Genomic DNA, 21579 nt, shown 5'->3' with positions numbered 1-21579 from the left:
GACCGCCAGGAACGCTAGGAGATGGCATGGGACTGGTTGGCCCGATAGACGATCAGCTGGATCTGGAAGGCGAGGGGCAGCGTCCCTCGCTGTTTGCCGATGCTCCCCAGTCGGTCGGCTTCAACAAGCTGAGGAAGCGTCTGCTGCGGCAGGTTCGCCAGGCGCTCGACGACTTCCAGATGCTGAAGGACCAGAAGCGCTGGCTGATCGGCGTGTCCGGCGGCAAGGATTCCTATTCGCTGTTGGCCATCCTGATGGACCTGCAATGGCGGGGCCTGCTGCCGGTCGAGCTGATCGCCTGCAACCTCGACCAGGGCCAGCCGAATTTTCCCAAGCACGTGCTGCCCGACTACCTGTCGTCACTCGGCATCAAGCACCGGATCGAATACCGCGACACCTATTCGATCGTGAAGGAGAAGGTGCCGGAGGGCGCCACCTATTGCGCGCTCTGTTCGCGGTTGCGGCGGGGAAATCTCTATCGTGTCGCCCGCGAGGAAGGCTGTGATGCCCTCATTCTCGGGCACCATCGCGAGGACATCCTCGAAACCTTCTTCATGAACTTCTTCCACGGCGGCCGGCTTGCCGCCATGCCGGCAAAGCTGCTCAACGACGAGGGGGACCTGTTCGTGATGCGGCCGCTCGCCTATTGCGCCGAGGACGATCTCGCGCGGTTTTCCGCGGCCATGGCCTTCCCGATCATTCCCTGCGACCTCTGCGGCTCGCAGGACGGTCTCCAGCGCAATGCGATGAAGACGATGCTCGCCGACATCGAGGCGCGCATGCCGGGCCGCAAGGAGGCGATGCTGCGCGCGCTCTCTCACGTCAACCCGTCGCATCTGCTCGATCCCGCCCTCTTCGATTTCTCCGGCCTCTCGGCCAACAACCGCTCCTGAGTGTTCTCCATGACCCTGCCGCTCGACGTCTCCAAGCTCGCCGATTGCCTGCGCCTGGCCGCAAGGGCCGAAGTGCTTCCCAGGTTTCGCCGGCTGGGGGAGGGCGATGTCCGCTCCAAGAGCGAGCCGACGGACCTGGTGACGGAAGCCGACGAAGCGGCCGAACGCTTCATCCGCAAGGCGATGGAAGCAATCGCGCCGGACGCCCTGTTCATCGGCGAGGAGTCGGTCGCGGCAGATCCCGATCTGCTCGGCAAGCTGGCGTCGGCGGAATTTGCCGTGATCGTCGACCCGATCGACGGCACCTTCAATTTCGCATCCGGAATACCCGCCTTTGGCGTTATGGCCTCCGTCGTCTGGAAGGGCGAGACGGTGGCCGGGATCATCTACGACCCCATGGGCGACGACTGGGTGATTGCCGAGAAGGGGGCGGGCGCCTATTTGCGCCGCCCGGACGGCGAGGCGATCCGCCTCTCGGTCGCTGCGCCGGCGCCGATCGACGCCATGGTGGGCATGGCATCGGCCGGATATTTCTACGGGGACGTGCGCGAGCGGGTTCTCGCCAATCTCGCCAAGGTGCGCTTCGTCGCGAGCTATCGCTGTGCGGCGCATGAATACCGAACCTTTGCCGGCGGCCACGTCCACTTCGCCATGTACAACAAGCTGATGCCCTGGGACCATCTGGCCGGCACCCTGATTGCACAGGAAGCCGGCGGCCATGTCGCCCGTTTCGACGGCTCCCTCTATCTTCCCCACCATGTGGAGGGCGGTCTTCTCGTTGCAACCGACGAGGAGAGCTGGCAGCTGCTGCGCCGGGAAATCCTCCAGCACTAGAACAAAAAAAGCGGCCCGTGGGCCGCTTCTTTGTATCTCGGTATCTCCTGTCCGTCGCGCCGTTCAGACCCGCGGGTTCTGGGGCCGGAACAGGCGTCCGCGTTCACCGATCAGCACGAAGATCAGACCGACGATGGAGACGGCAAAGAAGCCCGCCACCATCGGCAGCGCCGTGCCGTCGAAAGCCTGTCCGATCATGGCGCCGATCAAGGCGCCGCCGAGCGTTCCCATGAAGCCGAGCACCGAGGAGGCGGTTCCCGCCACATGGCCGAGCGGCTCCATGGCCAGCGAATTGAAGTTCGAACCGATCCAGCCGAACTGGAACATGGCCAGTCCGAAGAAGGCCAGAAACAGCGGGAACGGCATGGGCTGCGGGCCGAAATACTGCACGAGCAGCCACAGGAACGTGATGCCGATGAAGCCGAGCAGCGAGGCGTGCGACAGGCGGCGCATTCCGAAACGGCCGACAAAGGTGGCATTCACGAAGGACGATACGGCCATGAGAGCGCCGATCGCCGCGAACGCCAGGGCAAACCAGGCGCCGAGTTCGTAGATGCCGACATAGACCTGCTGGGCCGAATTGATGAAGCCGAACAGGGCGCCGAAGATGAACATGCTGGCGACCGCATAGCAGAGCGCCAGACGGTTCGTCAGCACGATCCGGAAGCCGTCCAGAACCGAACGCAGGGTAAACGGCCGGACATCCTCGGGCCTCAGCGTCTCGGGGATCCGGATGTACATCCAGATGCCGATGGCAATCGCGATGACGGCCATGAAGAGGAAGATCAGGTGCCAGTCGCCGAAGAACAGGATGACCTGCCCGGTGCCCGGCGCGATCACCGGAACGACCATGAAGACCATCATGATCAGCGACATGACCTCCGCCATCGCCCGCCCGCCATAGATGTCGCGGACGATCGAAATGGTGATGACGCGCATGGCGGCAGAGCCGATGCCCTGGATGAATCGAAGCGCAAGCAGGCCGGCAAAGGTTGGAACGGCGACGGCGGCCAGCGAGGCCAGGACATAGACGGTGAGACCAAAGAGCATCGGCTTCCTGCGGCCGAAGCGGTCCGAAATCGGCCCATAGGCGAGCTGCGCCAGGCCGAAGCCGAAGAGATACGCAGAGACGACGAACTGGCGCTGATTTTCGTCTTCGACGCCGAGAGCGGCGCCGATCTGCTGCAGTCCCGGCAGCATGATATCGATGGCGAGCGCGTTAAGCGCCATCAACGCCGCCATCAGTGCAATGAATTCAATCTTGCCCATTCCGCCCAGACGGGCGGCAGTGGCTTTGGAATGTTCGGTCACGGTAAAGTTTCCCACAGAAAGAGAAGGCGCCGGAACGCGGCGCCTTCGGAATAAAATATCAATTACTCAGTTTTTCCTCAGGCCGCCCCGCGAACGGTGATGCCCTTCTCCGTCAGGTGGCTCTGAAGTTCGCCGGACTGGAACATCTCGCGGATGATGTCACATCCGCCGACGAACTCGCCCTTGACATAGAGCTGCGGAATGGTCGGCCAGTTCGAGTAGTCCTTGATACCCTGACGGATCTCCTGGTCGGCGAGGACGTTGACGCCCTTGTAGTCGAGACCCAGGTAATCCAGGATCTGCACCACCTGTCCGGAGAAGCCACACTGCGGGAACTGCGGCGTACCCTTCATGAAGACCACGACATCGTTGGTTTTCACCTCGTTGTCGATGAATTCGTTGATTCCGCTCATATCCATATCCTTATTCATCCGGGTTCAAGGTCCAGACTGCCAACCGCTTAGATAGCATGTGATCGCCGAATATCCAGCGCGGCGAAGAGATCCGGGGATCAATTCTGCTGATGGTTGCGCGACACGCGGCGCAAGGATCCGGCTTGCAGCCTAGTCGGGCGCGGAGGTCTGCAGCGCCAGAGCGTGCAGGACGCCGCCCATGTTGCCCTTCAGCGCCTCGTAAACCATCTGGTGCTGCTGCACCCGGGTCTTGCCCCGGAATGCTTCTGCAACGACCTCTGCTGCGTAGTGGTCGCCGTCGCCGGCGAGGTCACGGATCGTCACCCTGGCGCCCGGTATGCCGGACTTGATCATGTCTTCTATGTCGCCGGGGCTCATGGGCATGGTGTCTTCCTTTTCTCTATCGCCTGTCTTTTATGCCGATTCGAGAGTGCCTCAAAGGCGTTGCTCGGTCAAAGGGGCCTGCCCGGTCATCCCACACGTCGGCGTGTCCGGAACGGTCTCTCCCGCGGTGGATGACCTGCGGACTTGACGGCACAAGAGCAAGCCAGGCGGCGCCGAGCATCAGTACCGCGTAGCCGTAGAGCTCGAGCGTCTCTTCCACCACGACCATGTGCAGCCCCTCGGCCATTTGGCTGAGCGCCAGCAGGACCGCTGCAAAGGCGAGTGGCCACGAGAAGCGCGGGTGGATTGCCTTCATGAACGTGCCACGGCCCCGAAACTCGATAACGAGGGTCGCAACCAGAAGAACCACCGCACTGGCGGTTATCAGGGAGCCCCGCGTATCGGCGGATGCACAGAAGACCATGACATCGCCACGGCAATTGGGCGTTTCGCGAACAAAGCCTATGGCGCTGACCCCAGCGGTGACGAGTGCCGCATAGCGGTTCAACGCGTTGGACCGGAAGATACCGCCAACGCCGACGATGAGGGCAATTCCAAGCAGCGCGGATTGCGCCAGTTCATGGGCGGCATTTTCCGCAAATACCTCGGATAAGGTGAGGCCGACTGCGGTGCCGAGTGCCCAAATCATGACAGTGAGACCGACCGCCGCCAGCAGGGCGTGCAGCCAGATGCGATTATAACGCCAACGCGGCCCATCAGCCATGAGCCAGGCCAGCAAAAGATTGAACATGCAATTTTATCCTAGAGCGCTTCGTAAAGCGGGGCTCTGTAGGATTCAAATGCTACGACATAAAGGCGGGGAACCAACTTTCACTGGCGTTGACGAGGTCGACGACGGCGATGCTGACGACGTCGTCCACCATCAGCCGATCACCGCCGACTGTTCCAAGCCGACGGAACGGCACGCCGGCGCTTTCGGCGCTGGCACGGAGGAAGTCGGCAAGATCGGCCGGCACAGCGATGATGTAACGGGCCTGGTCCTCGCCAAACAGCAGCGCATGCGTCGGCCCGCGCTGGTCGGAAAGGCTGACGGACAAGCCCCTGGTCGCCGCCATCGCCATTTCCGCCAGGGCCAGCACCAGCCCGCCGGACGAAAGATCATGGCAAGCCGTAACCTGACCGTTGCGGATGAGGCCACGAACGAAGTCGCCATGGCGACGTTCCGCAGCGAGATCGACGACAGGTGGCGGGCCTTCGCTGGAACCCAGCACGTCGCGCAGGTAGATCGATTGCCCGAGATGGCTTCCGTCAACGCCGATCATGATCAGCTCGTCGCCATCCTGCATGCCGCCGATTCGCGCCATCTTCGACCAGTCGGGCAGGAGCCCAACGCCGGCGATCGTGGGCGTCGGCAGGATCGCCGTGCCGTTGGTTTCGTTGTAGAGCGAGACATTGCCGGACACGATCGGGAAATCGAGCGCCTTGCAGGCCTCGCCGATGCCCTGGATCGCGCCGACCAGCTGGCCCATGATCTCCGGTCTTTCAGGATTTCCGAAGTTCAGGTTGTCGGTCGCCGCCAGCGGTTCTGCACCGGTGGCGGTAATGTTGCGCCAGCATTCGGCAACCGCCTGCTTGCCGCCTTCGAACGGGTCGGCTTCCACGTAGCGCGGCGTCACGTCGGACGAGAAGGCCAGCGCCTTGCTGCGGTGTCCGTCCACGCGCACAACGCCCGCATCGCCGCCGGGGCGCTGCAGGGAGTTGCCCTGGATGATGGTGTCATACTGCTCCCAGACCCAGCGACGGCTGGACTGGTTGGGCGATCCGACGAGTGTCAGCACCACGGCGTTGTAGTCGTCTGGCTCCGCCACGTCCGATGCGGCAAGCGGGGGGCGGGGGGTAGTGGCCACCCAGGGACGGTCGTATTCCGGAGCCTCGTCGCCCAGTTCCTTGATGGGCAGATTGGCGACCTCGTCGCCCTGATGCAGGACGCGGAAGCGCAGGTCGTCGGTGGTCTTGCCGACGATGGCAAAGTCGAGGCCCCATTTGACGAAGATGGCCTTGGCGACGTCTTCCTTGGACGGCTCCAGCACCATGAGCATGCGCTCCTGGCTTTCCGACAGCATCATTTCATAGGCTGTCATCCGCTCCTCTCGGACGGGCACCTTGTCGAGGTCGAGCTCGATGCCGAGGTCGCCCTTGGCGCCCATTTCGACGGCGGAGCAGGTGAGGCCGGCCGCACCCATGTCCTGGATCGCGATCACCGCACCGGTCTTCATGAGCTCCAGGCAGGCTTCGAGCAGGCATTTTTCCGTGAAGGGATCGCCGACCTGCACCGTCGGACGCTTTTCCTCGATCGATTCGTCGAATTCGGCAGAAGCCATGGTCGCCCCGCCGACGCCGTCGCGGCCGGTCTTCGCCCCGAGATAAACGACCGGCAGGCCGACGCCCTTGGCTTCCGACAGGAAGATCCCGTCGGACTTCGCGAGGCCCGCTGCAAATGCATTGACGAGGATGTTGCCGTTGTAGCGCTCGTCGAATTCCACTTCGCCGCCGACCGTCGGCACGCCGAAGGAATTGCCGTAGCCGCCGACGCCGGCGACCACACCGGAGACCAGGTGTTTTGTCTTCGGATGATCCGGCGCACCGAAGCGCAGCGCGTTCATCGCGGCAATCGGCCGGGCGCCCATGGTGAAGACGTCGCGCAGGATGCCGCCGACGCCGGTCGCCGCACCCTGATAGGGCTCGATGTAGGAGGGGTGGTTGTGGCTTTCCATCTTGAACACCACGACGTCGCCGTCATCGATGTCAACCACGCCGGCGTTTTCGCCTGGGCCCTGGATGACGCGCGGACCCGTGGTCGGCAGCGTGCGCAGCCAGCGTTTGGAGGACTTGTACGAGCAGTGCTCGTTCCACATTGCCGAGAAGATGCCAAGCTCTGTGAAGCTTGGTTCGCGTCCGATCAGGTCCAGGATACGCTGGTATTCGTCGGGCTTCAGGCCGTGCGAAGCAACGAGTTCGGGCGTGATCGCGATACGGTTCGGAATGTTCATGATCTACTCTGGCTGAGGGCGTCGTTTTTCGATGTCTTTAGCCTAAGCAGGCAAAAGGCGCGACAGGAAAATTCCCGCCGCGCCGGGTTCCGGCCGCTTCTTGCTCAAGCGTCAGAACTTGTAGCCAACCATGACGCCGGCGCGCGAGAGGCCGTTGTTCGGGCCGTCGCAGAGATTGGCATGGGAAGAATGCTCGATTTGGGCGATCACGCTCCACCTCTCGGTGACGTTCAGGCCAGCGGCGACATATTCGTGAAAGAGGGTGCGGCAGCCGAGCTTCGGACCGTCGCCACCATCGTTGGCGCCGAGATCACCGTCATGCACCGTGCCGCCAAAGCCGAGCTCCAGGAAGAACCGGTCATTGAGGTCTGCCGTCCAGGACAAGCCGGCGTAGACCTGATTGGCTTCATCCTCGGTTGCGACCGTTCCGCCGACGTGAATTCGGGGGCGAAGAAGCCGGTCGAAGCCTTGCGCCTCCCTGTGTCCCCATGGGTCGAAGAAGAACACGCCCGTGATGAACTGGCCGTCTTCCTCGTTGACTTCGGAATTGTCGGCGGACGTGAGAACGCCGAACCGGACCTCGTCGAAGATGGTGCCTGGCTGCAGTAGCGGCGCGGCGGAGTCCGCCGGCACCGCCGGTGAGTCAGGATCTGCAGCGAACGAGGGCGTGGAAAAGAACAAGAAGGAAATGAATGATGCAGAGATGAAATGTCTCATGACCGTATAGAAGTCCCCTGTCCGGGCAAGCGAACACGTAACCGCGAACCCGAGTCGCCACTATACTGAAACTAGACTGGCAGATCCGGGTCGTGCAATGGGCGCGGCGCAAGTAGAGAATTACTGCGCATCAGCGTGACAAATCCACAACGTTTCCGCGCAGGGACGTCAGCAGCCCGAGCCGCCGGACGACCATTTCAGAACGTCGCGGCGGATGCGCTCGCCGGATGCACCGGCCATCATCGGACCGAAGGCGTCGACCTTGGCGGGGCTGCCTTCCGCCTGAACGACGAGGGCCGGGCGCGATTCGGGGCTGTTGCGCGGGACCGCCAGAATGCGCGGGCGTCCGGAGAAGGAGTTGAGTTCCGGGGCAAGCCGGTAGGCCGCAAACATCAGGTCGCCGGATTTGAACCAGCAGGCGTTCGCGCTCAGCGCCACGCGCTCCATCGTCGCCAGGGCGGCTCGGTTGGGCGCAGGAGCCGAAACCGGGGCGGATTGGCAGGCGGACAACAGGGCCGCCGCTGCGGCGAGCCCCAAGGGGCCGCGGCTGGTGCGAGTAAACGCCATGGAATGGTTCCTGGGTGCTGTTCGCCGCACGTCCGGCGTCGCTTGCGGATTGAGATTAGGCGGCGATCACATCCAGCGCGGAGGCAAAGAGAGCACGCCCGTCGGTGCCGCCGTGGGCAGCTTCGATGAGATTTTCCGGATGCGGCATCATGCCGAGGACATTGCCTCTCGCATTGATAACCCCGGCAATGTCGCTGAGCGAGCCGTTCGGATTTGTGCCGCCGGCATAGCGGAAGACGATCTGACGCTTGTCTTCCATGGCCGAAAGGGTGGCGTCGTCGACGAAGTAGTTGCCGTCATGGTGCGCCACCGGGCAGCGGATGACCTGACCCTGACCATAGGCGCGGGTGAAATCCGTATCGGCATTGACCACTTCCAGCAGCACTTCCTTGCAGACGAAGCGCAGCGAGGTGTTACGCATAAGCGCGCCCGGCAGAAGTCCCGCTTCCACCAGGATCTGGAACCCGTTGCAGACACCCAGAACCTTGACGCCCTGTTCCGCCTTTTCGCGGATGGCCTGCATCACCGGCATCCGCGCAGCGATGGCGCCGCAGCGCAGATAGTCGCCGTAGGAAAACCCACCGGGAATGACGATCAGGTCGACATCGGGAATCTCGGTCTCCGTCTGCCACACGGTGACGGGGGCCTGGCCGGAGATCTTGGTCAGGGCATCGACCATGTCGCGGTCGCGATTGAGGCCGGGAAGCTGGACAACGGCAGATTTCATGGGTGTGGCTCAAACCTTGATTGGGCTTCCTGGAGCTCTCGCAGCTCCAGTCGATTTTCGATACGGTCCAGGCGTAGTTCGTGCCTCGAGAGCGACGTGTAGATGTTATGGATGTCTTGCTGGATAGCAATCATCGTGCCACGCAAGCTGTTGGTTTCGGCGCGCAATTCGGCGAGGGAAGCGTCGACCCTGTCGAACCGAGCATTCAGCTTCTTCAGCAGTTCATACATCAGCTCGTTCGTCACTTCGGCCATCACAGGCTCCGCAACCGTCAGTCGATGGCGACAGTATAGTTCTCGATCACCGTGTTCGCCAGCAGCTTCTCGCACATCGCCTTGATGTCCGATTCCGCTTTGGCCTTGTCGGCGCCGTCCAGTTCGATGTCGAAGACCTTGCCCTGGCGGACATGGCCGACGCCGTCGAAACCGAGGCTGGACAGCGCGCCTTCGATCGCCTTCCCCTGCGGATCGAGAACGCCGTTCTTCAACGTTACCGTTACCCGTGCCTTGATCACTTCAAACCCCTTGTCTTACTTCACCAGGACCGGGCCGGTGCCACGGAGCGGTTCGTTCTCATTGATGATGCCAAGCCTGCGGGCCACTTCCGAATAGGCTTCGACCAGCCCGCCCAGATCGCGACGGAAGCGATCCTTGTCCATCTTTTCCTTGGTCTCGATGTCCCAGAGACGGCAGCTGTCCGGCGAAATCTCGTCGGCGAGGATGATGCGCATCATGTCGCCCTCGTAAAGGCGGCCGCACTCGATCTTGAAGTCGACGAGCTGGATGCCGACGCCGAGGAAGAGGCCCGAGAGGAAGTCGTTGACGCGGATGGCGAGCGCCATGATGTCGTCGAGCTCGGCGGGGTTGGCCCAGCCGAAGGCGGTAATGTGCTCTTCGGAGACCATCGGATCGTTGAGCTGGTCCGACTTGTAGTAGAATTCGATGATGGACCGTGGGAGGACGGTGCCTTCCTCGATGCCGAGCCGCGTGGACAGGGAACCGGCGGCGACATTGCGCACGACGATCTCCAGCGGAATCATCTCGACTTCCTTGATCAGCTGCTCGCGCATGTTGAGGCGGCGGATGAAGTGCGTCGGAATGCCGATCTTGTTCAGATGCGTGAACACGTATTCGGAGATACGGTTGTTCAACACGCCCTTGCCGTCGATGACATCGTGCTTCTTCTTGTTGAAGGCGGTTGCATCGTCCTTGAAGAACTGGATCAGCGTACCGGGCTCGGGGCCTTCATAAAGGATCTTGGCCTTGCCTTCGTAGATACGGCGGCGACGGTTCATATTGAATGTCTCGTTGTTGGCGCCCGTTGGGCGCAGTGGAACATCGGTTGAGCGGTCCCATAAAGGAAAAGAACGGATTTCACAATGACAACGGTCCCCGGCCCGGCGCGGACCTGACAGGTTAGAATCGCACCTCTTGATCATACAGGATGCTGTGGTCCTTACGTCATGCCGATTTCGGGCGGCAGCATCCATAGTCAATAATCAGAGTGGATGGCCATTGGCTGCGGCTGCGTCGTGATTTCAGCTCTTCCTGACGGCAGGGAAGTTTGACAAATCGCATTGCACATCAACAGGCATTTTGCTCTATGATCCCGCCATAACCGATAGCGGGAGATTGAAGATGAACGGCATGAAAGATCGCGAACGCGCGTTTGAAAACAAGTACGCCCTTGACGAGGAGCAGAAGTTCAAGGCTCTGGTTCGACGCAACAAGTCGCTCGGCCGATGGGCCGCAGGCCTGCTCGACCGCGATGCGGAAGCCTATGCGACGGAAGTCGTCGAGGCGGACTTCGAAGAGGCCGGCGACGAGGACGTCTTCCGCAAGCTGCGAGGCGATTTCGATGCCGCAGGCGTTTCTGTCTCCGATGAAGAAATCCGCCAGAAGATGTTTGCGTTCCTGCAGGACGCCGTTGCCGAGCTTGCCCGGTAACGAGCCCGCAGCTTCAGGCGACCTGAGCCCGCGTCTTCTGGCGCGGGCTTTTTCGTTCTCGCCGGGTCGGTGCGACTAGGGCTGCAGCCGTGAAAGGAACTGGGCAAAGACCATGGTTCCCTCGGGCCAGGGGCCGAATCCCGCCTCGGCGTTGATGTGGCCCGATTCACCGGCATCGATCAGAAGCGATCCCCAGGCACTGGCGATCTCGTCAGCGTGCTCGTAGGAGCCGAAAGGATCGTTTCTGCTGGCGACTGTCAGCGTCGGGAACGGCAGGGGATCGCGAGGATAGGGGCCGAAGCTCATCAGGTGGCGCGGGCGGATGGCCGGATTGTCCACCTCCGGCGGGGCGACGAAGAAGGCGCCGGCCACCTGCTTCCGAAACAGCGGGACAGCATGCACCACCGAGGGAATGCCGAGCGAATGGGCGACGAGCACCACCGGGCGGCTGCAGGCGTTGACTTCGTCCGCGACCTTGGCAACCCAGTCCTCCCGCACGGGCTTAGACCATTCCGCCTGCTCGACGCGCCGTGCGGAGGACAGCTTCGCCTCCCACCGGCTCTGCCAGTGATCGGGTCCGGAGTTCGTGTAACCGGGAATGATGAGGATTTCGGCGTCTGCTACTTTCATGATGGCCGGATTTGAGAAACCGGGACGCGGATGTCAAGGAAAGACGCGACAGTTACGCCAAAAATCGGTAATATGCGCCGTGCCGCCGCCGTGAGCATTGCTCGTGAGCCAATGCCGTGGCCGTCGTCCGAACCTGCCGAACTTCGCTCTGCTTTTGCCCAGGCGGCCAAAGCCGCCGCTGCGTTGACCCGACGTCCGGACCTGCCGGATGAGGCGATGCAGTCAGCCGATGAGGAGAATGCTATGGCTGGATTTCATGTCATCGCCGGTGCCGAGAGCCAGCTCGTCCGCCCGATCGTCCGCAAGATAGACGTGAGCGACGTGATCGACGCGCTGAGGCTCGGGATCGCCGATTTCAACCGAAGACCGTCGCACTACGCCTTCCTGTGTCTCATCTATCCGGTCGCCGGCATCTTCCTGGCGGTCTGGAGCGCCGGGGCGAACCTGCTGCCGCTGCTCTTTCCGCTGATGTCGGGTTTTGCGTTGCTGGGGCCGCTGGCGGCCCTCGGCCTCTACGAGATCAGCCGCCGCGAGGAGCGGGGCGGGGAACCGTCGTGGCAAGACGCCCTGGAGGTCTTCCGATCTCCAGCGCTGCCGTCCATCCTTGCCGTCGGCCTCATGCTGCTGGCGCTTTTCACGGCCTGGCTGCTGGTTGCCCAGGCGATCTACACGTCGTCTTTCGGGGAAGCGGCGCCGGCGTCGCTCTCGGCTTTCGTGTCCGACGTCCTGACGACGCAGGAGGGGCGGCAGATGATGCTCTGGGGAAATCTCGCCGGGTTCGTGTTCGCGGTGTTCGTGCTGGCGACGACGGTCGTGGCGTTCCCCCTGCTGCTCGACCGTGACGTGGGAGCGGCCGCTGCCGTGGATGCGAGCATCCGGGCGACGCTGGCCAACCCGCTGCCGGTTGCCCTGTGGGGACTGATCGTGGCGGCAATGCTGGCAATCGGCACGATCCCGGTGTTCGCAGGCCTCGTGGTCGTTATGCCGATCCTCGGCCACTCGACCTGGCATCTCTACCGCAAGCTGGTTGCTCCAGAGATCCGGTAGCAGGCAGATGAGGCGCCGCCGCAGTCATGGCGGCGCCGGAGTTCTCGGAGGCTGCTCAGCCGAAGACGCGGTTGAAGATCGTGTCGACGTGCTTCGTGTGGTAGGCGAGGTCGAACTTCTCGCGGATTTCCTCTTCCGGCAGCGCTGCACGAACCTCTTCGTCGGCCAGCAGCTCTTCGAGGAAATCCTTGCCCTCTTCCCAGACCTTCATCGCGTTGCGCTGGACCAGACGGTAGCTGTCTTCCCGTGACAGTCCGGCCTGCGTCAGCGCCAGGAGGACGCGCTGGCTGTGAACAAGTCCGCGGAACTTGTTCATGTTCTTCATCATCGTCTCCGGATAGACCAGCAGCTTGTCGATGACAGTGGTCAGCCGCGCCAGCGCGAAGTCGAGCGTTACGGTGGCGTCCGGGCCGATCATCCGCTCGACCGACGAATGCGAAATATCCCGCTCGTGCCACAGCGCCACGTTCTCCATGGCCGGCAGCGCGTAGGAGCGCACCATGCGGGCGAGGCCCGTCAGGTTCTCGGTGAGCACCGGGTTGCGCTTGTGCGGCATGGCCGAAGAGCCCTTCTGGCCCGGCGAGAAATACTCCTCCGCCTCCAGCACTTCGGTGCGCTGCAGGTGGCGGATCTCGATGGAGAGGCGCTCGACCGAGGAGGCGATGACGGCCAGCGTGGAGAAGAACATCGCGTGGCGGTCGCGTGGAATGACCTGCGTCGAGACCGGTTCGGCCTTCAGCCCCATGGCCGCGGCGACATGCTCCTCGACCCGCGGATCGATGTTGGCAAAGGTGCCGACGGCACCGGAGATGGCGCAGGTGGCGACCTCTTCGCGGGCCGTCATCAGGCGGGTCTTGTTGCGGTCGAATTCCGCATAGGCGAGCGCAAGCTTGATGCCGAAGGTCGTCGGCTCGGCGTGGATGCCGTGGCTGCGGCCGATGGTGATGGTGTCCTTGTGCTCGTAGGCCCGCCGCTTCAGCGCCTCGAGCAGCTTGTCCATGCCGGCGAGCAGCAGGTCGGTGGCGCGCACCAGCTGGACGTTGAAACAGGTGTCGAGGACGTCCGACGAGGTCATGCCCTGATGGATGAAGCGGCTGTCCGGACCGACGAACTCGGCAAGATGGGTCAGGAAGGCGATCACGTCATGCTTGGTGACGGCCTCGATCTCGTCGATGCGGTCCACGTCGAAGGTCGCCGAGCCGCCCTTTTCCCAGATCGTCTCGGCGGCGGACTTCGGAATGACGCCGATGGCGGCAAGCGCGTCGCAGGCATGCGCCTCGATCTCGAACCAGATGCGATACTTGGTTTCCGGCGACCAGATTGAAACCATCTCGGGCCGCGAATAACGGGGGATCATGGGGTTAAGCCTTCCATCGATACAAGGAGTTGGGGCTGCTTTATCAACAAGCGGCGGAAAGCTCAATGTAATGTCGCGTTGGACCTATCCGGCCGCGGAGCGGAGCGCGTCGATGCGCTGCCGGTAGCTTTCCACGCCGTTGCCCTGGAAGACGGCGGAGCCGGCAACGAAGACATTGGCGCCGGCCGCGGTCGCCGCGCCGATCGTCTCTGCCGTGATGCCGCCGTCCACCTCGAGCTCGATCGGGCGGGCGCCGATCATGGCCTTCGCGGCCGCGATCTTGTCGACCATCGCCGGAATGAACTTCTGTCCGCCGAACCCGGGGTTGACGCTCATGATCAGGATCAGGTCGATGTCATCGAGCACGTTCTCGATCACCGAGAGCGGGGTCGCGGGATTGAGCGTGACGCCGACCTTCTTCCCGAGGTTGCGGATGGTCTGCAGAGAGCGATGCAGGTGCGGCCCCGACTCGGCATGGACGGTGATCCCGTCGCATCCGGCCTTGGCGAAGGCCTCCAGATAAGGATCGGCCGGCGTGATCATCAGGTGGCAGTCGAAGAAGGCTGCCGTGTGCGGGCGCAACGCCTTGATGACATCCGGGCCGTAGGAAATGTTTGGGACGAAGTGTCCGTCCATGACGTCGAGGTGGATCCAGTCGGCACCCGCTTCGGTCACGTCCCGGACTTCCTGTCCAAGCTTGGCAAAGTCCGCGGCGAGGATGGAAGGCGCGATACGGATAGGCAGCGTCATGATGTCGGATCTCCGGAGGTATTGGTGGCCCTGTAGCACCGCACCACCTTGGGAACAATCATTCGGTGGGCACTTCCACCGCAACGAAGCGATCCCCCCGCCATTCCTGCAGGCGGAGCGGATTGCGGGTCAACTCATGACGCTCGTCGAAGTCCACCGGCCCGATCGCGCTCTGGAACTGCGTTGCCAGCAGGACCTCTGTCAGTGGCTGCGAGCCCCCCGCCGAGACGGCCTGACCGACGATCTGGACTGCCGCATAGGCGGGCAGGGCGTATCCCTCCGGAACGACGCCGCGTCCTCTGAGCGTCGTCGCGGCATCCGCTGCGGAAGGCAGCGCGGAGTAGTCCGGCAGGGCCACCGCCATGGCGCCGTCGGGCAAGGGAACCGGGCGATCGGCGGCGCGCATCGTGTCGCCACCGAGGATCTGAAGCGGAACGTTCTCCTGGGCGGCGTCGCGGGCAATGACGGCGGCGTCGTTGCGGTCGCCGCCGACGATGATCCGTCTCGCGCCCGCCTGCGCCAGCCGCCGCACGAGGGCGAGTTGCTGCTCCTGGCCGGGACGATAGGTGTCGACGAAGACCGGCGTCAGTCCGCTGCTTTCGATCTGGCGGCGAATGCTGCTGGTCAATTCGCGGCCGTAGATCGTGCCGTCGTCGATCAGCGCGATCGGCTCGGCGCTCCATCGCTCGAGGATGATCTCGCTGATCCGTTCGGCCTCGTCGCCGTCGGCCGGCGACAGCCGAAAGAGCGGCCATTCTTCGCGAAGAGCGTCCTCCATGAGGATGTTGGAGCGGACGGAGAGGGTGATGACGGGAATCCCGGCCGTGGCCAGCTGCGGCAAGGCGCCGGTCAGCGTTTCACCGCAGAGAAAGCCGATGGCGGCGTCAGCGTCCGCCTCGACAAGCCGTTGGGCGACGCCTGCCGCCGGCGCATCGGCTTCGCAATCCTCGCCGATCTCGACCAGCGTGTCGCCGGTTGCGTCCGCGGCAGCCCGTGCTCCAGCAGTCACCTGGGCGCCGAGGAGGGCGTAGGGGCCGGACGTCGGCGCCACCACGCCGATGGTGGCCGCGGATGCGGCAAGCGGCGGGAAAAGCAGGGGAAGCGCGACAGTCGCCGCGAGGGACCAGGTGCGTGACATGTTTCCGGTGTTTCTCCTTTGCGGAACACATTTAGACTCCTGCTCGCAGGCGTCAAAGAGAATCGGCCAGGGAAGTGCACAATCCAAAATCACCAACGAGGCGTAGACAAGCCGAGCCGGTTTATCCATATCCGGTTGAACGCAACACCGGCGTCCCACGGAGAGGTTTTTGACGGAAAAACAGCATGTCGATCCCAAGGCCTATCGGGACGGGATGGCGCGGTACGCAGGTCACGTGCAGGTGGTGACGACGGAGCACGACGGGGTCAAGCGCGGCGTCACGGTGACCGCAGCCTGCTCCGTCTCCGACGATCCGCCAAGCCTGCTCGTCTGCCTCAACCGTAGCAACCCAAACAACGAGATCTTCCTCAAAAGCGGGGAGTTTGCCCTCAACGCGCTGGCGTCTCATCACCAGTCGCTGGCCGCAGGCTTTGCCGGAATGGGCGGTCTGACGGGAGACGACCGCTTTGCCGGCGCCGACTGGCAGACGCTGGTGACCGGCGCGCCGATACTTTCCGATGCGATGGTTGCCTTCGACTGCCGAGTCACCGAGGTGAAGCCGGTGGCAAGCCACCTGGTTCTGTTCGGCGAGGTGGTCGGCCTGCACCTCGGCCCGCCCAACCCGGCGCTCATCTATCTGGACCGCGGGTTCCGGACGCTCTAGATTGGCGCCAGGAGGCGGCATGACAGACGATATCGCAAGACCGATCCCGAGTTCCATCGACGAGACGGTGGAGCTTCTCGAGCAACAGGATTACCTGGCCGACCGGCGTCTGGCGACGGTGATCTTTCTTTCGCTGCGCATGCGGCGGCCGCTGTTTCTCGAGGGCGAAGCGGGGGTGGGCAAGACCGAGATCGCCAAGACCCTGTCCAGGGCGCTCGGCTGTCCGCTGATCCGGCTGCAGTGCTACGAGGGACTGGATGTGTCCTCGGCCGTCTACGAATGGAATTATGCAGCGCAGATGCTGGAGATCCGGCTGGCGGAGGCGACCGGCATCCAGGATCGGCAGCGGCTGGAAACCGACATATTTTCCGAACGCCACCTGATCCGCCGCCCGGTGCTGCAGGCGCTCGGGCAGGCGGGCATGCCGGCTCCGGTCTTTCTCATCGACGAACTGGACCGCACGGACGAGGCCTTCGAGGCGTTTCTGCTGGAAGTCCTGTCGGACTTTCAGGTGACCATTCCAGAACTCGGCACGATCAAGGCCGCCGAGCCGCCGATCGTCATCATCACCACCAATCGTACCCGCGAGATCCACGACGCGCTGAAGCGCCGCTGCCTCTACCACTGGGTGGATTATCCGAATGCTGCGCAGGAGCTGGAGATCATCCGTCGCAAGGTCCCCGGCTGCAATACGGCGCTGTCGCAGCAGGTGGTCGCCTATGTGCAGAAGCTGCGGACGCTCGACCTGTTCAAGAGTCCCGGCGTTGCGGAGACGATCGACTGGGCGACGGCGCTCACCGAACTCGACCGGATCGCGCTCGATCCTGAAACGATCGCCGACACGCTGGGGACGCTGCTCAAATACCAGGACGACATAGCCCGTCTGCAGGGCGGCGAGGGCGAGCGGGTCCTGTCCGAGGTGAAGGCTGATCTTCGGGTGGCAGGATAGGGCGATGCAGGAGACCGGCTCCGGCGATGGTTTCGTTTTCCCCGGGGAGGGACACGACGAAGGCCGGCTTGCCGACAACCTCGTCCATTTTTCCAGGGTGCTTCGCCGCGCCGGCATCAGGACCGGGACGGGAGCCAGTGTCGACGCCATCGCGGCGGTCAAAGCCATAGGTATCGGGTCGCGGGAAGAATTCCACGCCGCCCTGTCGGCCGTCTTTCTGCAGCGCCGCGAGGATCAGGCGGTGTTCGACGAAGCCTTCGACCTCTTCTGGCGCTCGCGCGACCTCGTCGGCAAGATGATCGCCCTGATGTCGCCGAAGGCCGCCGACAACCGCGAGCGGGAAAAGCCGCGCGCCGGGCACAGCCGCGTCGCCGATGCGCTGACCGCCGAGAAGGCGTCGCCGCCGACCTCGCAGGCCGCGCCGGAGGTCGAGGTCGATGCGAGGCTCACGGCATCGGCACGCGAGCTGTTGAAGCGCATGGATTTCGCCCAGATGAGTGCTTCCGAGCTCGCCATGGCCAGGCGCGAGATTGCCCGCCTCGTCATGCCGCTGGACGAGGCGTCGACGCGGCGCTGGCGGCCGTCGCAGAGGCCAGGTCGTATCGATCCGCGGGCCACCATGCGGTGCGCCATGCGCAGCGGCGGCGACCTGATGCTGCCGCGCTTCCGGCAGCGCCGCCACGCGCCGCCACCGCTCGTCGTGCTGGCCGACATCTCCGGCTCCATGCATCAGTACACCCGCATCTTTCTGCACTTTCTGCACGCCCTGACGGAGAAGCGGACGCGGGTGCAGACCTTTCTATTCGGAACCCGGCTAACGAACGTGACGCGGCAGATGCGCCGCCGCGATCCCGACGAAGCGCTGTCCGCCTGCTCCGACGCGGTGGCCGACTGGTCGGGTGGAACCCGGATCGGCGCGGCGCTGGCGGATTTCAACCGCCTGTGGGCAAGGCGCGTCCTGGGGCAGGGCGCGATCGTCCTGCTGATCACGGACGGGCTTGAACGGGAAGGTGTCGAGGAACTGGAAAGGGAGGTTGCGCGCCTGCACCGGTCTTGCAGGCGGCTGATCTGGCTCAACCCGCTCCTGAGGTTCGACGGCTTCGAGCCGCGGGCGCGCGGGGTCCAGGCCATGCTTCCGCATGTCCATGAACTGCGGCCGGTTCACAATCTTCAGTCTGTCGCCGACCTTGCATCCGCCCTGAATGAACATATCTCTTCCGAGGGTGACCCACGCCGTTTTCTCTCCAGGAGTTCCGTCCATGAGCGATCTCGATCCGCTTGACCCCTTGCAGATCGCCGAGGAATGGCGGACGCAGGGCCGGTCCGTGGCCATTGCCACCGTCATCGACACCTGGGGATCGGCGCCGAGGGCCGCCGGCAGCCATCTCGTCATCGACGAGAGCGGCAACTTCGAGGGTTCCGTCTCCGGTGGCTGCGTCGAGGGCGCGGTGATTGCCGAGGCGCAGGAGGTCATCGGCAGCGGCGAGCCGAAGATGCTGGAGTTCGGCGTCGCGGACGAAACCGCCTGGCGGGTCGGACTGTCCTGCGGCGGCACGATCCGCGTCTATGTCGAAAGGCTCGGCTGATGGATATCGAATCGCTGCGCACCCTGAACGCCGCTCGCAAGAGCCGGCAGGCCGCCGTGCTCGTGACCGATATGGACGCCGGAGGATCGCGGGTCATCCTCGAGGGTGAGGTCGTGGCGGGCAGCCTGGGCGATCATGTCGCCGCTGCCTTTCGGTCCGGCAAGGCCGGCACCGTCGATGTCGCCGGCCGCAATCTCTTCCTCAACGTCTATCTGCCGCCGCCGCGGATCGTGGTGATCGGCGCGGTCCACATCAGCCAGGCACTGGCGCGGCTGGCGCCGATCGCCGGATATGATCTGGCGATCATCGATCCGCGCACGGCCTTTGCTACGCCCGAGCGGTTTTCCGAGGTCGAGCTGACCGCCGACTGGCCCGAAGACGTCCTGGCTGCCCGGCCGCTCGACGCCTATAGCGCTCTCGTGGCGGTCACCCACGATCCGAAGATCGACGACTTTCCGATTGCCGACGCGCTGCGCAAGGGCTGCTTCTACGTCGGCGCTCTCGGCAGCCGCAAGACGCACGCGAAACGCGTCGCCCGCCTTCAGGAACAGGGCCTGAGCGACGCCGCCATCGCCCGGATCGCAGCGCCGATCGGTCTCGACATCGGGGCCGCGACACCGCCGGAGATCGCGGTGGCGATCCTGGCGCAGATCGTGCAGGCCTACCGCCGGCGCGACATCGTCACCACGGAGTGACAATGCAGTTTTGCAGCGTCGAGATCGAGGAAGCGATGGGATGCGTGCTCGTCCACAGCATCCGCCTGCCGAGCGGGCGCATCGCCAAGGGGACGGTGCTGAGCACCGCGCATGTCGAGGCGCTGGCCGCTGCCGGAACCGCTCAGGTCACGGTCGTTCGGCTTGAGGACGGCGATATGCTGGAGGACGAGGCGGCGGCCGCCATTGCCGCAGCCTTCTCCCTCGACGCCATCCGTCTTTCGGATGCGGCGACCGGACGGGTCAATCTCCATGCCACGGCGAGCGGTCTCTTCGTCGTCGACCGCGATATCGTCGATGCGCTGAACCGGGTCGATCCGGCCATCACCCTTGCCACACTCGCCGATCACGCGCCGGTTCAGGCCGGCGACATGGTGGCCACGGTCAAGATCATCCCGCTGGCTGTGTCCGGCGCGACGGTGGAAGCCGCGGTCGACCTGCTCAAAGGTCGGAAGGCCTTTTCCGTCAGACCCTTCAGGCCATGCAAGGTGCTGCTGATCGCGACCGAGCTTCCGGCACTGAAGACGTCGGTCATGGACCGGACGGCGAAACTGCTGCAGCGCCGGCTGGATCCGTCGGAAAGCCGGCTGATCGAGGAGCTGCGCATTCCCCACGACCAGAACCGGCTGACCGAGGCGCTGGTTGAAGGTCTGGCCCGGCCGGAGCAGCCTGATCTGATGATCGTCTTCGGGGCGTCGGCTGTTGCCGACCCGCAGGATGTCATCCCGGCAGCCATTCGCGCTGCCGGCGGCACGGTCGAGCATGTCGGCATGCCCGTCGATCCCGGCAACCTTCTGATTCTTGGGCAGATCGACGATGTCCCGGTCATCGGCGCGCCGGGCTGCGCCCGCTCGCCGAAGGAAAACGGCTTCGACTGGATCCTGAACCGCATCCTTGCCGGCGAACGGCCAACGAGTCACGATATCACCGGCATGGGCGTGGGAGGCCTGTTGATGGAGATCGCCAGCCGACCGCTGCCGCGCGAGGCCGCGGACCGGCCACCAAACGCGCTGCGCGTCGGCGGCCTGCTTCTTGCCGCCGGGCAGGCGCGCAGAATGGGCGAGGGCGGCCCGCACAAGCTGCTGGCCGAGTTTCAGGGCGTCCCGCTGGTGCGCAGGAGTGCTGAGATCCTGCAGGCGTCACAGGCCGAGCCGGTCGTCGTCGTTAGCGGCCACCGCCGCGACGAGATCGAGGCGGCTTTGAGCGATCTCGACCTGACGTTCCGGTTCAATCCCGACTATCCGACCGGGCTTGGAAGTTCGCTGGTCTGCGGCTTTTCCGCGCCCGAGCTTGGTGGCTGCGATGGCGTGCTGGTGATGCTGGCAGACATGCCGGGCGTCACGACCGCGCACATCGACCAGCTCATCGAGGCCTTCCGGGAAGCCGACGGGCATGCGATCGTGCGGGCGACCTACCAGGGCAAGCGCGGCAACCCGATCATTCTGCCCCGGGCGACCTTCGGTGCGGTGCGGAAGCTGGAGGGCGATGTCGGGGCGCGGGCCATCATCGAAAGCTCCGGGCTTCCGATCGTCGAGATCGACATCGGGCCGGCAGCGCATCTGGATGTCGACACGCCGGATGCCGTGACGGCCGCCGGTGGGATCCTGAAGGAGTAGACGATGGACAATGCCGCCATCGAGGAGATGTTCGAGCCGCTCGGACCGGTCTCGATCCGCCGCATGTTCGGCGGCAAGGGCATCTACCACAACGGCCTGATCCTGGCGCTGGAGGTTTCCGGAGAGATCCTGTTGAAGGCAGATGCCGCGACAGCGCCGGACTTCAGGTCCGCCGGCGCGCGTCAATGGTCCTACGAGAGCAAGAAGGGCAAGCCGTCAGCCATGCCCTACTGGAGCATACCGGACGAAGCGCTCGATGATCCCGAAGTAATGGTCAAATGGCTGCGGCTTGCCTATGAGGCCGCGGTCCGCGCGCAGAAGTGAGG

At 64.0% G+C, this 21579-nt stretch carries 26 protein-coding genes; 11 read left to right on the top strand and 15 right to left on the bottom strand.

The annotated features are described in order from the left end of the window. Nucleotides 1-26: 26 nt before the first annotated feature. The gene (ttcA, locus tag EO99_RS0108840) at nt 27-893 is read left to right on the top strand and encodes a tRNA 2-thiocytidine(32) synthetase TtcA (RefSeq protein ID WP_029618284.1); all 867 of its coding nucleotides are present in this window, start codon (nt 27-29) and stop codon (nt 891-893) included. A 9-nt stretch (nt 894-902) separates the two neighbouring features. Then, nucleotides 903-1727: an inositol monophosphatase family protein gene (locus EO99_RS0108835; RefSeq protein WP_029618283.1), complete on the top strand. Its 825-nt coding sequence runs from the start codon at nt 903-905 to the stop codon at nt 1725-1727. Between the two features lie 63 nt (nt 1728-1790). Here the strand turns inward: EO99_RS0108835 and EO99_RS0108830 are convergent, their stop codons facing one another. The 11 genes from EO99_RS0108830 to purC all read right to left on the bottom strand — a co-directional run bounded on the left by EO99_RS0108830 (nt 1791) and on the right by purC (nt 10151). Beyond that, nucleotides 1791-2996, bottom strand: coding sequence for a multidrug effflux MFS transporter (locus EO99_RS0108830; RefSeq protein WP_081852015.1), 1206 nt, complete (start codon nt 2994-2996; stop codon nt 1791-1793). Between the two features lie 119 nt (nt 2997-3115). Beyond that, nucleotides 3116-3451, bottom strand: coding sequence for a Grx4 family monothiol glutaredoxin (grxD, locus tag EO99_RS0108825; protein WP_029618281.1), 336 nt, complete (start codon nt 3449-3451; stop codon nt 3116-3118). A 150-nt stretch (nt 3452-3601) separates the two neighbouring features. Next, nucleotides 3602-3835, bottom strand: a complete 234-nt coding sequence (locus tag EO99_RS0108820; protein ID WP_029618280.1) for a BolA/IbaG family iron-sulfur metabolism protein — start codon at nt 3833-3835, stop codon at nt 3602-3604. Nucleotides 3836-3851: 16 nt separating this feature from the next. Beyond that, complete coding sequence (locus tag EO99_RS0108815) at nt 3852-4586, bottom strand: hypothetical protein (RefSeq protein ID WP_029618279.1); 735 nt, start codon at nt 4584-4586, stop codon at nt 3852-3854. A gap of 52 nt (nt 4587-4638) precedes the next feature. Continuing rightward, entirely contained in the window at nt 4639-6846 is a 2208-nt protein-coding gene (purL, locus tag EO99_RS0108810; RefSeq protein WP_029618278.1) for a phosphoribosylformylglycinamidine synthase subunit PurL, read from the bottom strand. A 111-nt stretch (nt 6847-6957) separates the two neighbouring features. Further along, the gene (locus tag EO99_RS0108805) at nt 6958-7479 is read right to left on the bottom strand and encodes an acyloxyacyl hydrolase (RefSeq protein ID WP_162179300.1); all 522 of its coding nucleotides are present in this window, start codon (nt 7477-7479) and stop codon (nt 6958-6960) included. A gap of 252 nt (nt 7480-7731) precedes the next feature. Continuing rightward, complete coding sequence (locus EO99_RS0108800; RefSeq protein ID WP_029618276.1) at nt 7732-8130, bottom strand: hypothetical protein; 399 nt, start codon at nt 8128-8130, stop codon at nt 7732-7734. 55 nt (nt 8131-8185) lie between these two features. Next, nucleotides 8186-8857 carry a phosphoribosylformylglycinamidine synthase subunit PurQ gene (purQ, locus tag EO99_RS0108795; RefSeq protein ID WP_029618275.1) on the bottom strand — a complete coding sequence of 224 codons (672 nt, stop codon included), beginning with the start codon at nt 8855-8857 and terminating at the stop codon, nt 8186-8188. Continuing rightward, complete coding sequence (locus tag EO99_RS0108790) at nt 8854-9111, bottom strand: hypothetical protein (RefSeq protein WP_029618274.1); 258 nt, start codon at nt 9109-9111, stop codon at nt 8854-8856. Before EO99_RS0108790 ends, purQ begins: the two co-directional genes overlap by 4 nt. Before the next feature lie 17 nt (nt 9112-9128). Further along, entirely contained in the window at nt 9129-9371 is a 243-nt protein-coding gene (gene purS, locus EO99_RS0108785) for a phosphoribosylformylglycinamidine synthase subunit PurS (RefSeq protein ID WP_029618273.1), read from the bottom strand. 15 nt (nt 9372-9386) lie between these two features. Then, nucleotides 9387-10151, bottom strand: coding sequence for a phosphoribosylaminoimidazolesuccinocarboxamide synthase (purC, locus tag EO99_RS0108780; RefSeq protein ID WP_029618272.1), 765 nt, complete (start codon nt 10149-10151; stop codon nt 9387-9389). A 343-nt stretch (nt 10152-10494) separates the two neighbouring features. Here purC and EO99_RS0108775 point away from each other — a divergent pair, with 343 nt between their 5' ends. After that, complete coding sequence (locus EO99_RS0108775; RefSeq protein WP_029618271.1) at nt 10495-10803, top strand: DUF1476 domain-containing protein; 309 nt, start codon at nt 10495-10497, stop codon at nt 10801-10803. 75 nt (nt 10804-10878) lie between these two features. On the opposite strand, the gene EO99_RS0108770 is transcribed toward EO99_RS0108775, so the two are convergent. Next, nucleotides 10879-11433, bottom strand: coding sequence for an RBBP9/YdeN family alpha/beta hydrolase (locus tag EO99_RS0108770; protein WP_029618270.1), 555 nt, complete (start codon nt 11431-11433; stop codon nt 10879-10881). 243 nt (nt 11434-11676) lie between these two features. Here EO99_RS0108770 and EO99_RS0108765 point away from each other — a divergent pair, with 243 nt between their 5' ends. Continuing rightward, entirely contained in the window at nt 11677-12480 is an 804-nt protein-coding gene (locus EO99_RS0108765; protein ID WP_029618269.1) for a DUF2189 domain-containing protein, read from the top strand. Between the two features lie 55 nt (nt 12481-12535). Here the strand turns inward: EO99_RS0108765 and purB are convergent, their stop codons facing one another. The 3 genes from purB to EO99_RS0108750 all read right to left on the bottom strand — a co-directional run bounded on the left by purB (nt 12536) and on the right by EO99_RS0108750 (nt 15725). Next, nucleotides 12536-13837 (bottom strand): adenylosuccinate lyase, encoded by a 1302-nt coding sequence (gene purB / locus EO99_RS0108760; RefSeq protein ID WP_029618268.1) that lies wholly within the window; start codon nt 13835-13837, stop codon nt 12536-12538. Nucleotides 13838-13921: 84 nt separating this feature from the next. Then, nucleotides 13922-14587, bottom strand: coding sequence for a ribulose-phosphate 3-epimerase (gene rpe, locus EO99_RS0108755; RefSeq protein WP_029618267.1), 666 nt, complete (start codon nt 14585-14587; stop codon nt 13922-13924). A gap of 58 nt (nt 14588-14645) precedes the next feature. Further along, the gene (locus EO99_RS0108750; protein WP_029618266.1) at nt 14646-15725 is read right to left on the bottom strand and encodes a branched-chain amino acid ABC transporter substrate-binding protein; all 1080 of its coding nucleotides are present in this window, start codon (nt 15723-15725) and stop codon (nt 14646-14648) included. 169 nt (nt 15726-15894) lie between these two features. Here EO99_RS0108750 and EO99_RS0108745 point away from each other — a divergent pair, with 169 nt between their 5' ends. The 7 genes from EO99_RS0108745 to EO99_RS0108715 are packed head-to-tail and all read left to right on the top strand — an operon-like array spanning nt 15895 to nt 21577. Beyond that, complete coding sequence (locus EO99_RS0108745; protein WP_029618265.1) at nt 15895-16389, top strand: flavin reductase; 495 nt, start codon at nt 15895-15897, stop codon at nt 16387-16389. 19 nt (nt 16390-16408) lie between these two features. After that, entirely contained in the window at nt 16409-17338 is a 930-nt protein-coding gene (locus tag EO99_RS0108740; protein WP_029618264.1) for an AAA family ATPase, read from the top strand. A gap of 4 nt (nt 17339-17342) precedes the next feature. After that, the gene (locus EO99_RS0108735; RefSeq protein WP_029618263.1) at nt 17343-18620 is read left to right on the top strand and encodes a vWA domain-containing protein; all 1278 of its coding nucleotides are present in this window, start codon (nt 17343-17345) and stop codon (nt 18618-18620) included. Further along, entirely contained in the window at nt 18598-18924 is a 327-nt protein-coding gene (locus EO99_RS0108730; RefSeq protein ID WP_029618262.1) for an XdhC family protein, read from the top strand. The genes EO99_RS0108735 and EO99_RS0108730 overlap by 23 nt, the downstream gene beginning before the upstream one ends. Next, nucleotides 18924-19619, top strand: coding sequence for an XdhC family protein (locus EO99_RS0108725; protein WP_029618261.1), 696 nt, complete (start codon nt 18924-18926; stop codon nt 19617-19619). Before EO99_RS0108730 ends, EO99_RS0108725 begins: the two co-directional genes overlap by 1 nt. 2 nt (nt 19620-19621) lie before the next feature. Continuing rightward, nucleotides 19622-21253 (top strand): NTP transferase domain-containing protein, encoded by a 1632-nt coding sequence (locus EO99_RS0108720; RefSeq protein WP_029618260.1) that lies wholly within the window; start codon nt 19622-19624, stop codon nt 21251-21253. A gap of 3 nt (nt 21254-21256) precedes the next feature. Beyond that, nucleotides 21257-21577 carry a TfoX/Sxy family protein gene (locus EO99_RS0108715; protein ID WP_029618259.1) on the top strand — a complete coding sequence of 107 codons (321 nt, stop codon included), beginning with the start codon at nt 21257-21259 and terminating at the stop codon, nt 21575-21577. Nucleotides 21578-21579: the final 2 nt, after the last annotated feature.

Origin of the sequence: Pseudorhizobium marinum, assembly GCF_000705355.1 — a bacterium.
Lineage (GTDB): Bacteria > Pseudomonadota > Alphaproteobacteria > Rhizobiales > Rhizobiaceae > Neorhizobium > Neorhizobium pelagicum.
Note: the sequence above shows the minus strand (reverse complement) of the source record. Positions and strands in the feature narration are given on the sequence as shown.

What these genes read in the sequence shown, in the direction of transcription:
- EO99_RS0108740 (WP_029618264.1), top strand. Translation starts at nt 16,409, where the DNA reads ATGACAGACGATATCGCAAGACCGATCCCGAGTTCCATCGACGAGACG.
- EO99_RS0108815 (WP_029618279.1), bottom strand. Translation starts at nt 4,586, where the DNA reads ATGTTCAATCTTTTGCTGGCCTGGCTCATGGCTGATGGGCCGCGTTGG.
- grxD (WP_029618281.1), bottom strand. Translation starts at nt 3,451, where the DNA reads ATGAGCGGAATCAACGAATTCATCGACAACGAGGTGAAAACCAACGAT.
- EO99_RS0108730 (WP_029618262.1), top strand. Translation starts at nt 18,598, where the DNA reads ATGAGCGATCTCGATCCGCTTGACCCCTTGCAGATCGCCGAGGAATGG.
- purC (WP_029618272.1), bottom strand. Translation starts at nt 10,151, where the DNA reads ATGAACCGTCGCCGCCGTATCTACGAAGGCAAGGCCAAGATCCTTTAT.
- EO99_RS0108800 (WP_029618276.1), bottom strand. Translation starts at nt 8,130, where the DNA reads ATGGCGTTTACTCGCACCAGCCGCGGCCCCTTGGGGCTCGCCGCAGCG.
- ttcA (WP_029618284.1), top strand. Translation starts at nt 27, where the DNA reads ATGGGACTGGTTGGCCCGATAGACGATCAGCTGGATCTGGAAGGCGAG.
- EO99_RS0108775 (WP_029618271.1), top strand. Translation starts at nt 10,495, where the DNA reads ATGAACGGCATGAAAGATCGCGAACGCGCGTTTGAAAACAAGTACGCC.
- rpe (WP_029618267.1), bottom strand. Translation starts at nt 14,587, where the DNA reads ATGACGCTGCCTATCCGTATCGCGCCTTCCATCCTCGCCGCGGACTTT.
- EO99_RS0108820 (WP_029618280.1), bottom strand. Translation starts at nt 3,835, where the DNA reads ATGCCCATGAGCCCCGGCGACATAGAAGACATGATCAAGTCCGGCATA.
- EO99_RS0108720 (WP_029618260.1), top strand. Translation starts at nt 19,622, where the DNA reads ATGCAGTTTTGCAGCGTCGAGATCGAGGAAGCGATGGGATGCGTGCTC.
- EO99_RS0108735 (WP_029618263.1), top strand. Translation starts at nt 17,343, where the DNA reads ATGCAGGAGACCGGCTCCGGCGATGGTTTCGTTTTCCCCGGGGAGGGA.
- EO99_RS0108715 (WP_029618259.1), top strand. Translation starts at nt 21,257, where the DNA reads ATGGACAATGCCGCCATCGAGGAGATGTTCGAGCCGCTCGGACCGGTC.
- EO99_RS0108790 (WP_029618274.1), bottom strand. Translation starts at nt 9,111, where the DNA reads ATGGCCGAAGTGACGAACGAGCTGATGTATGAACTGCTGAAGAAGCTG.
- EO99_RS0108835 (WP_029618283.1), top strand. Translation starts at nt 903, where the DNA reads ATGACCCTGCCGCTCGACGTCTCCAAGCTCGCCGATTGCCTGCGCCTG.
- EO99_RS0108750 (WP_029618266.1), bottom strand. Translation starts at nt 15,725, where the DNA reads ATGTCACGCACCTGGTCCCTCGCGGCGACTGTCGCGCTTCCCCTGCTT.
- EO99_RS0108830 (WP_081852015.1), bottom strand. Translation starts at nt 2,996, where the DNA reads ATGGGCAAGATTGAATTCATTGCACTGATGGCGGCGTTGATGGCGCTT.
- EO99_RS0108770 (WP_029618270.1), bottom strand. Translation starts at nt 11,433, where the DNA reads ATGAAAGTAGCAGACGCCGAAATCCTCATCATTCCCGGTTACACGAAC.
- purL (WP_029618278.1), bottom strand. Translation starts at nt 6,846, where the DNA reads ATGAACATTCCGAACCGTATCGCGATCACGCCCGAACTCGTTGCTTCG.
- purQ (WP_029618275.1), bottom strand. Translation starts at nt 8,857, where the DNA reads ATGAAATCTGCCGTTGTCCAGCTTCCCGGCCTCAATCGCGACCGCGAC.
- purB (WP_029618268.1), bottom strand. Translation starts at nt 13,837, where the DNA reads ATGATCCCCCGTTATTCGCGGCCCGAGATGGTTTCAATCTGGTCGCCG.
- EO99_RS0108725 (WP_029618261.1), top strand. Translation starts at nt 18,924, where the DNA reads ATGGATATCGAATCGCTGCGCACCCTGAACGCCGCTCGCAAGAGCCGG.
- EO99_RS0108765 (WP_029618269.1), top strand. Translation starts at nt 11,677, where the DNA reads ATGGCTGGATTTCATGTCATCGCCGGTGCCGAGAGCCAGCTCGTCCGC.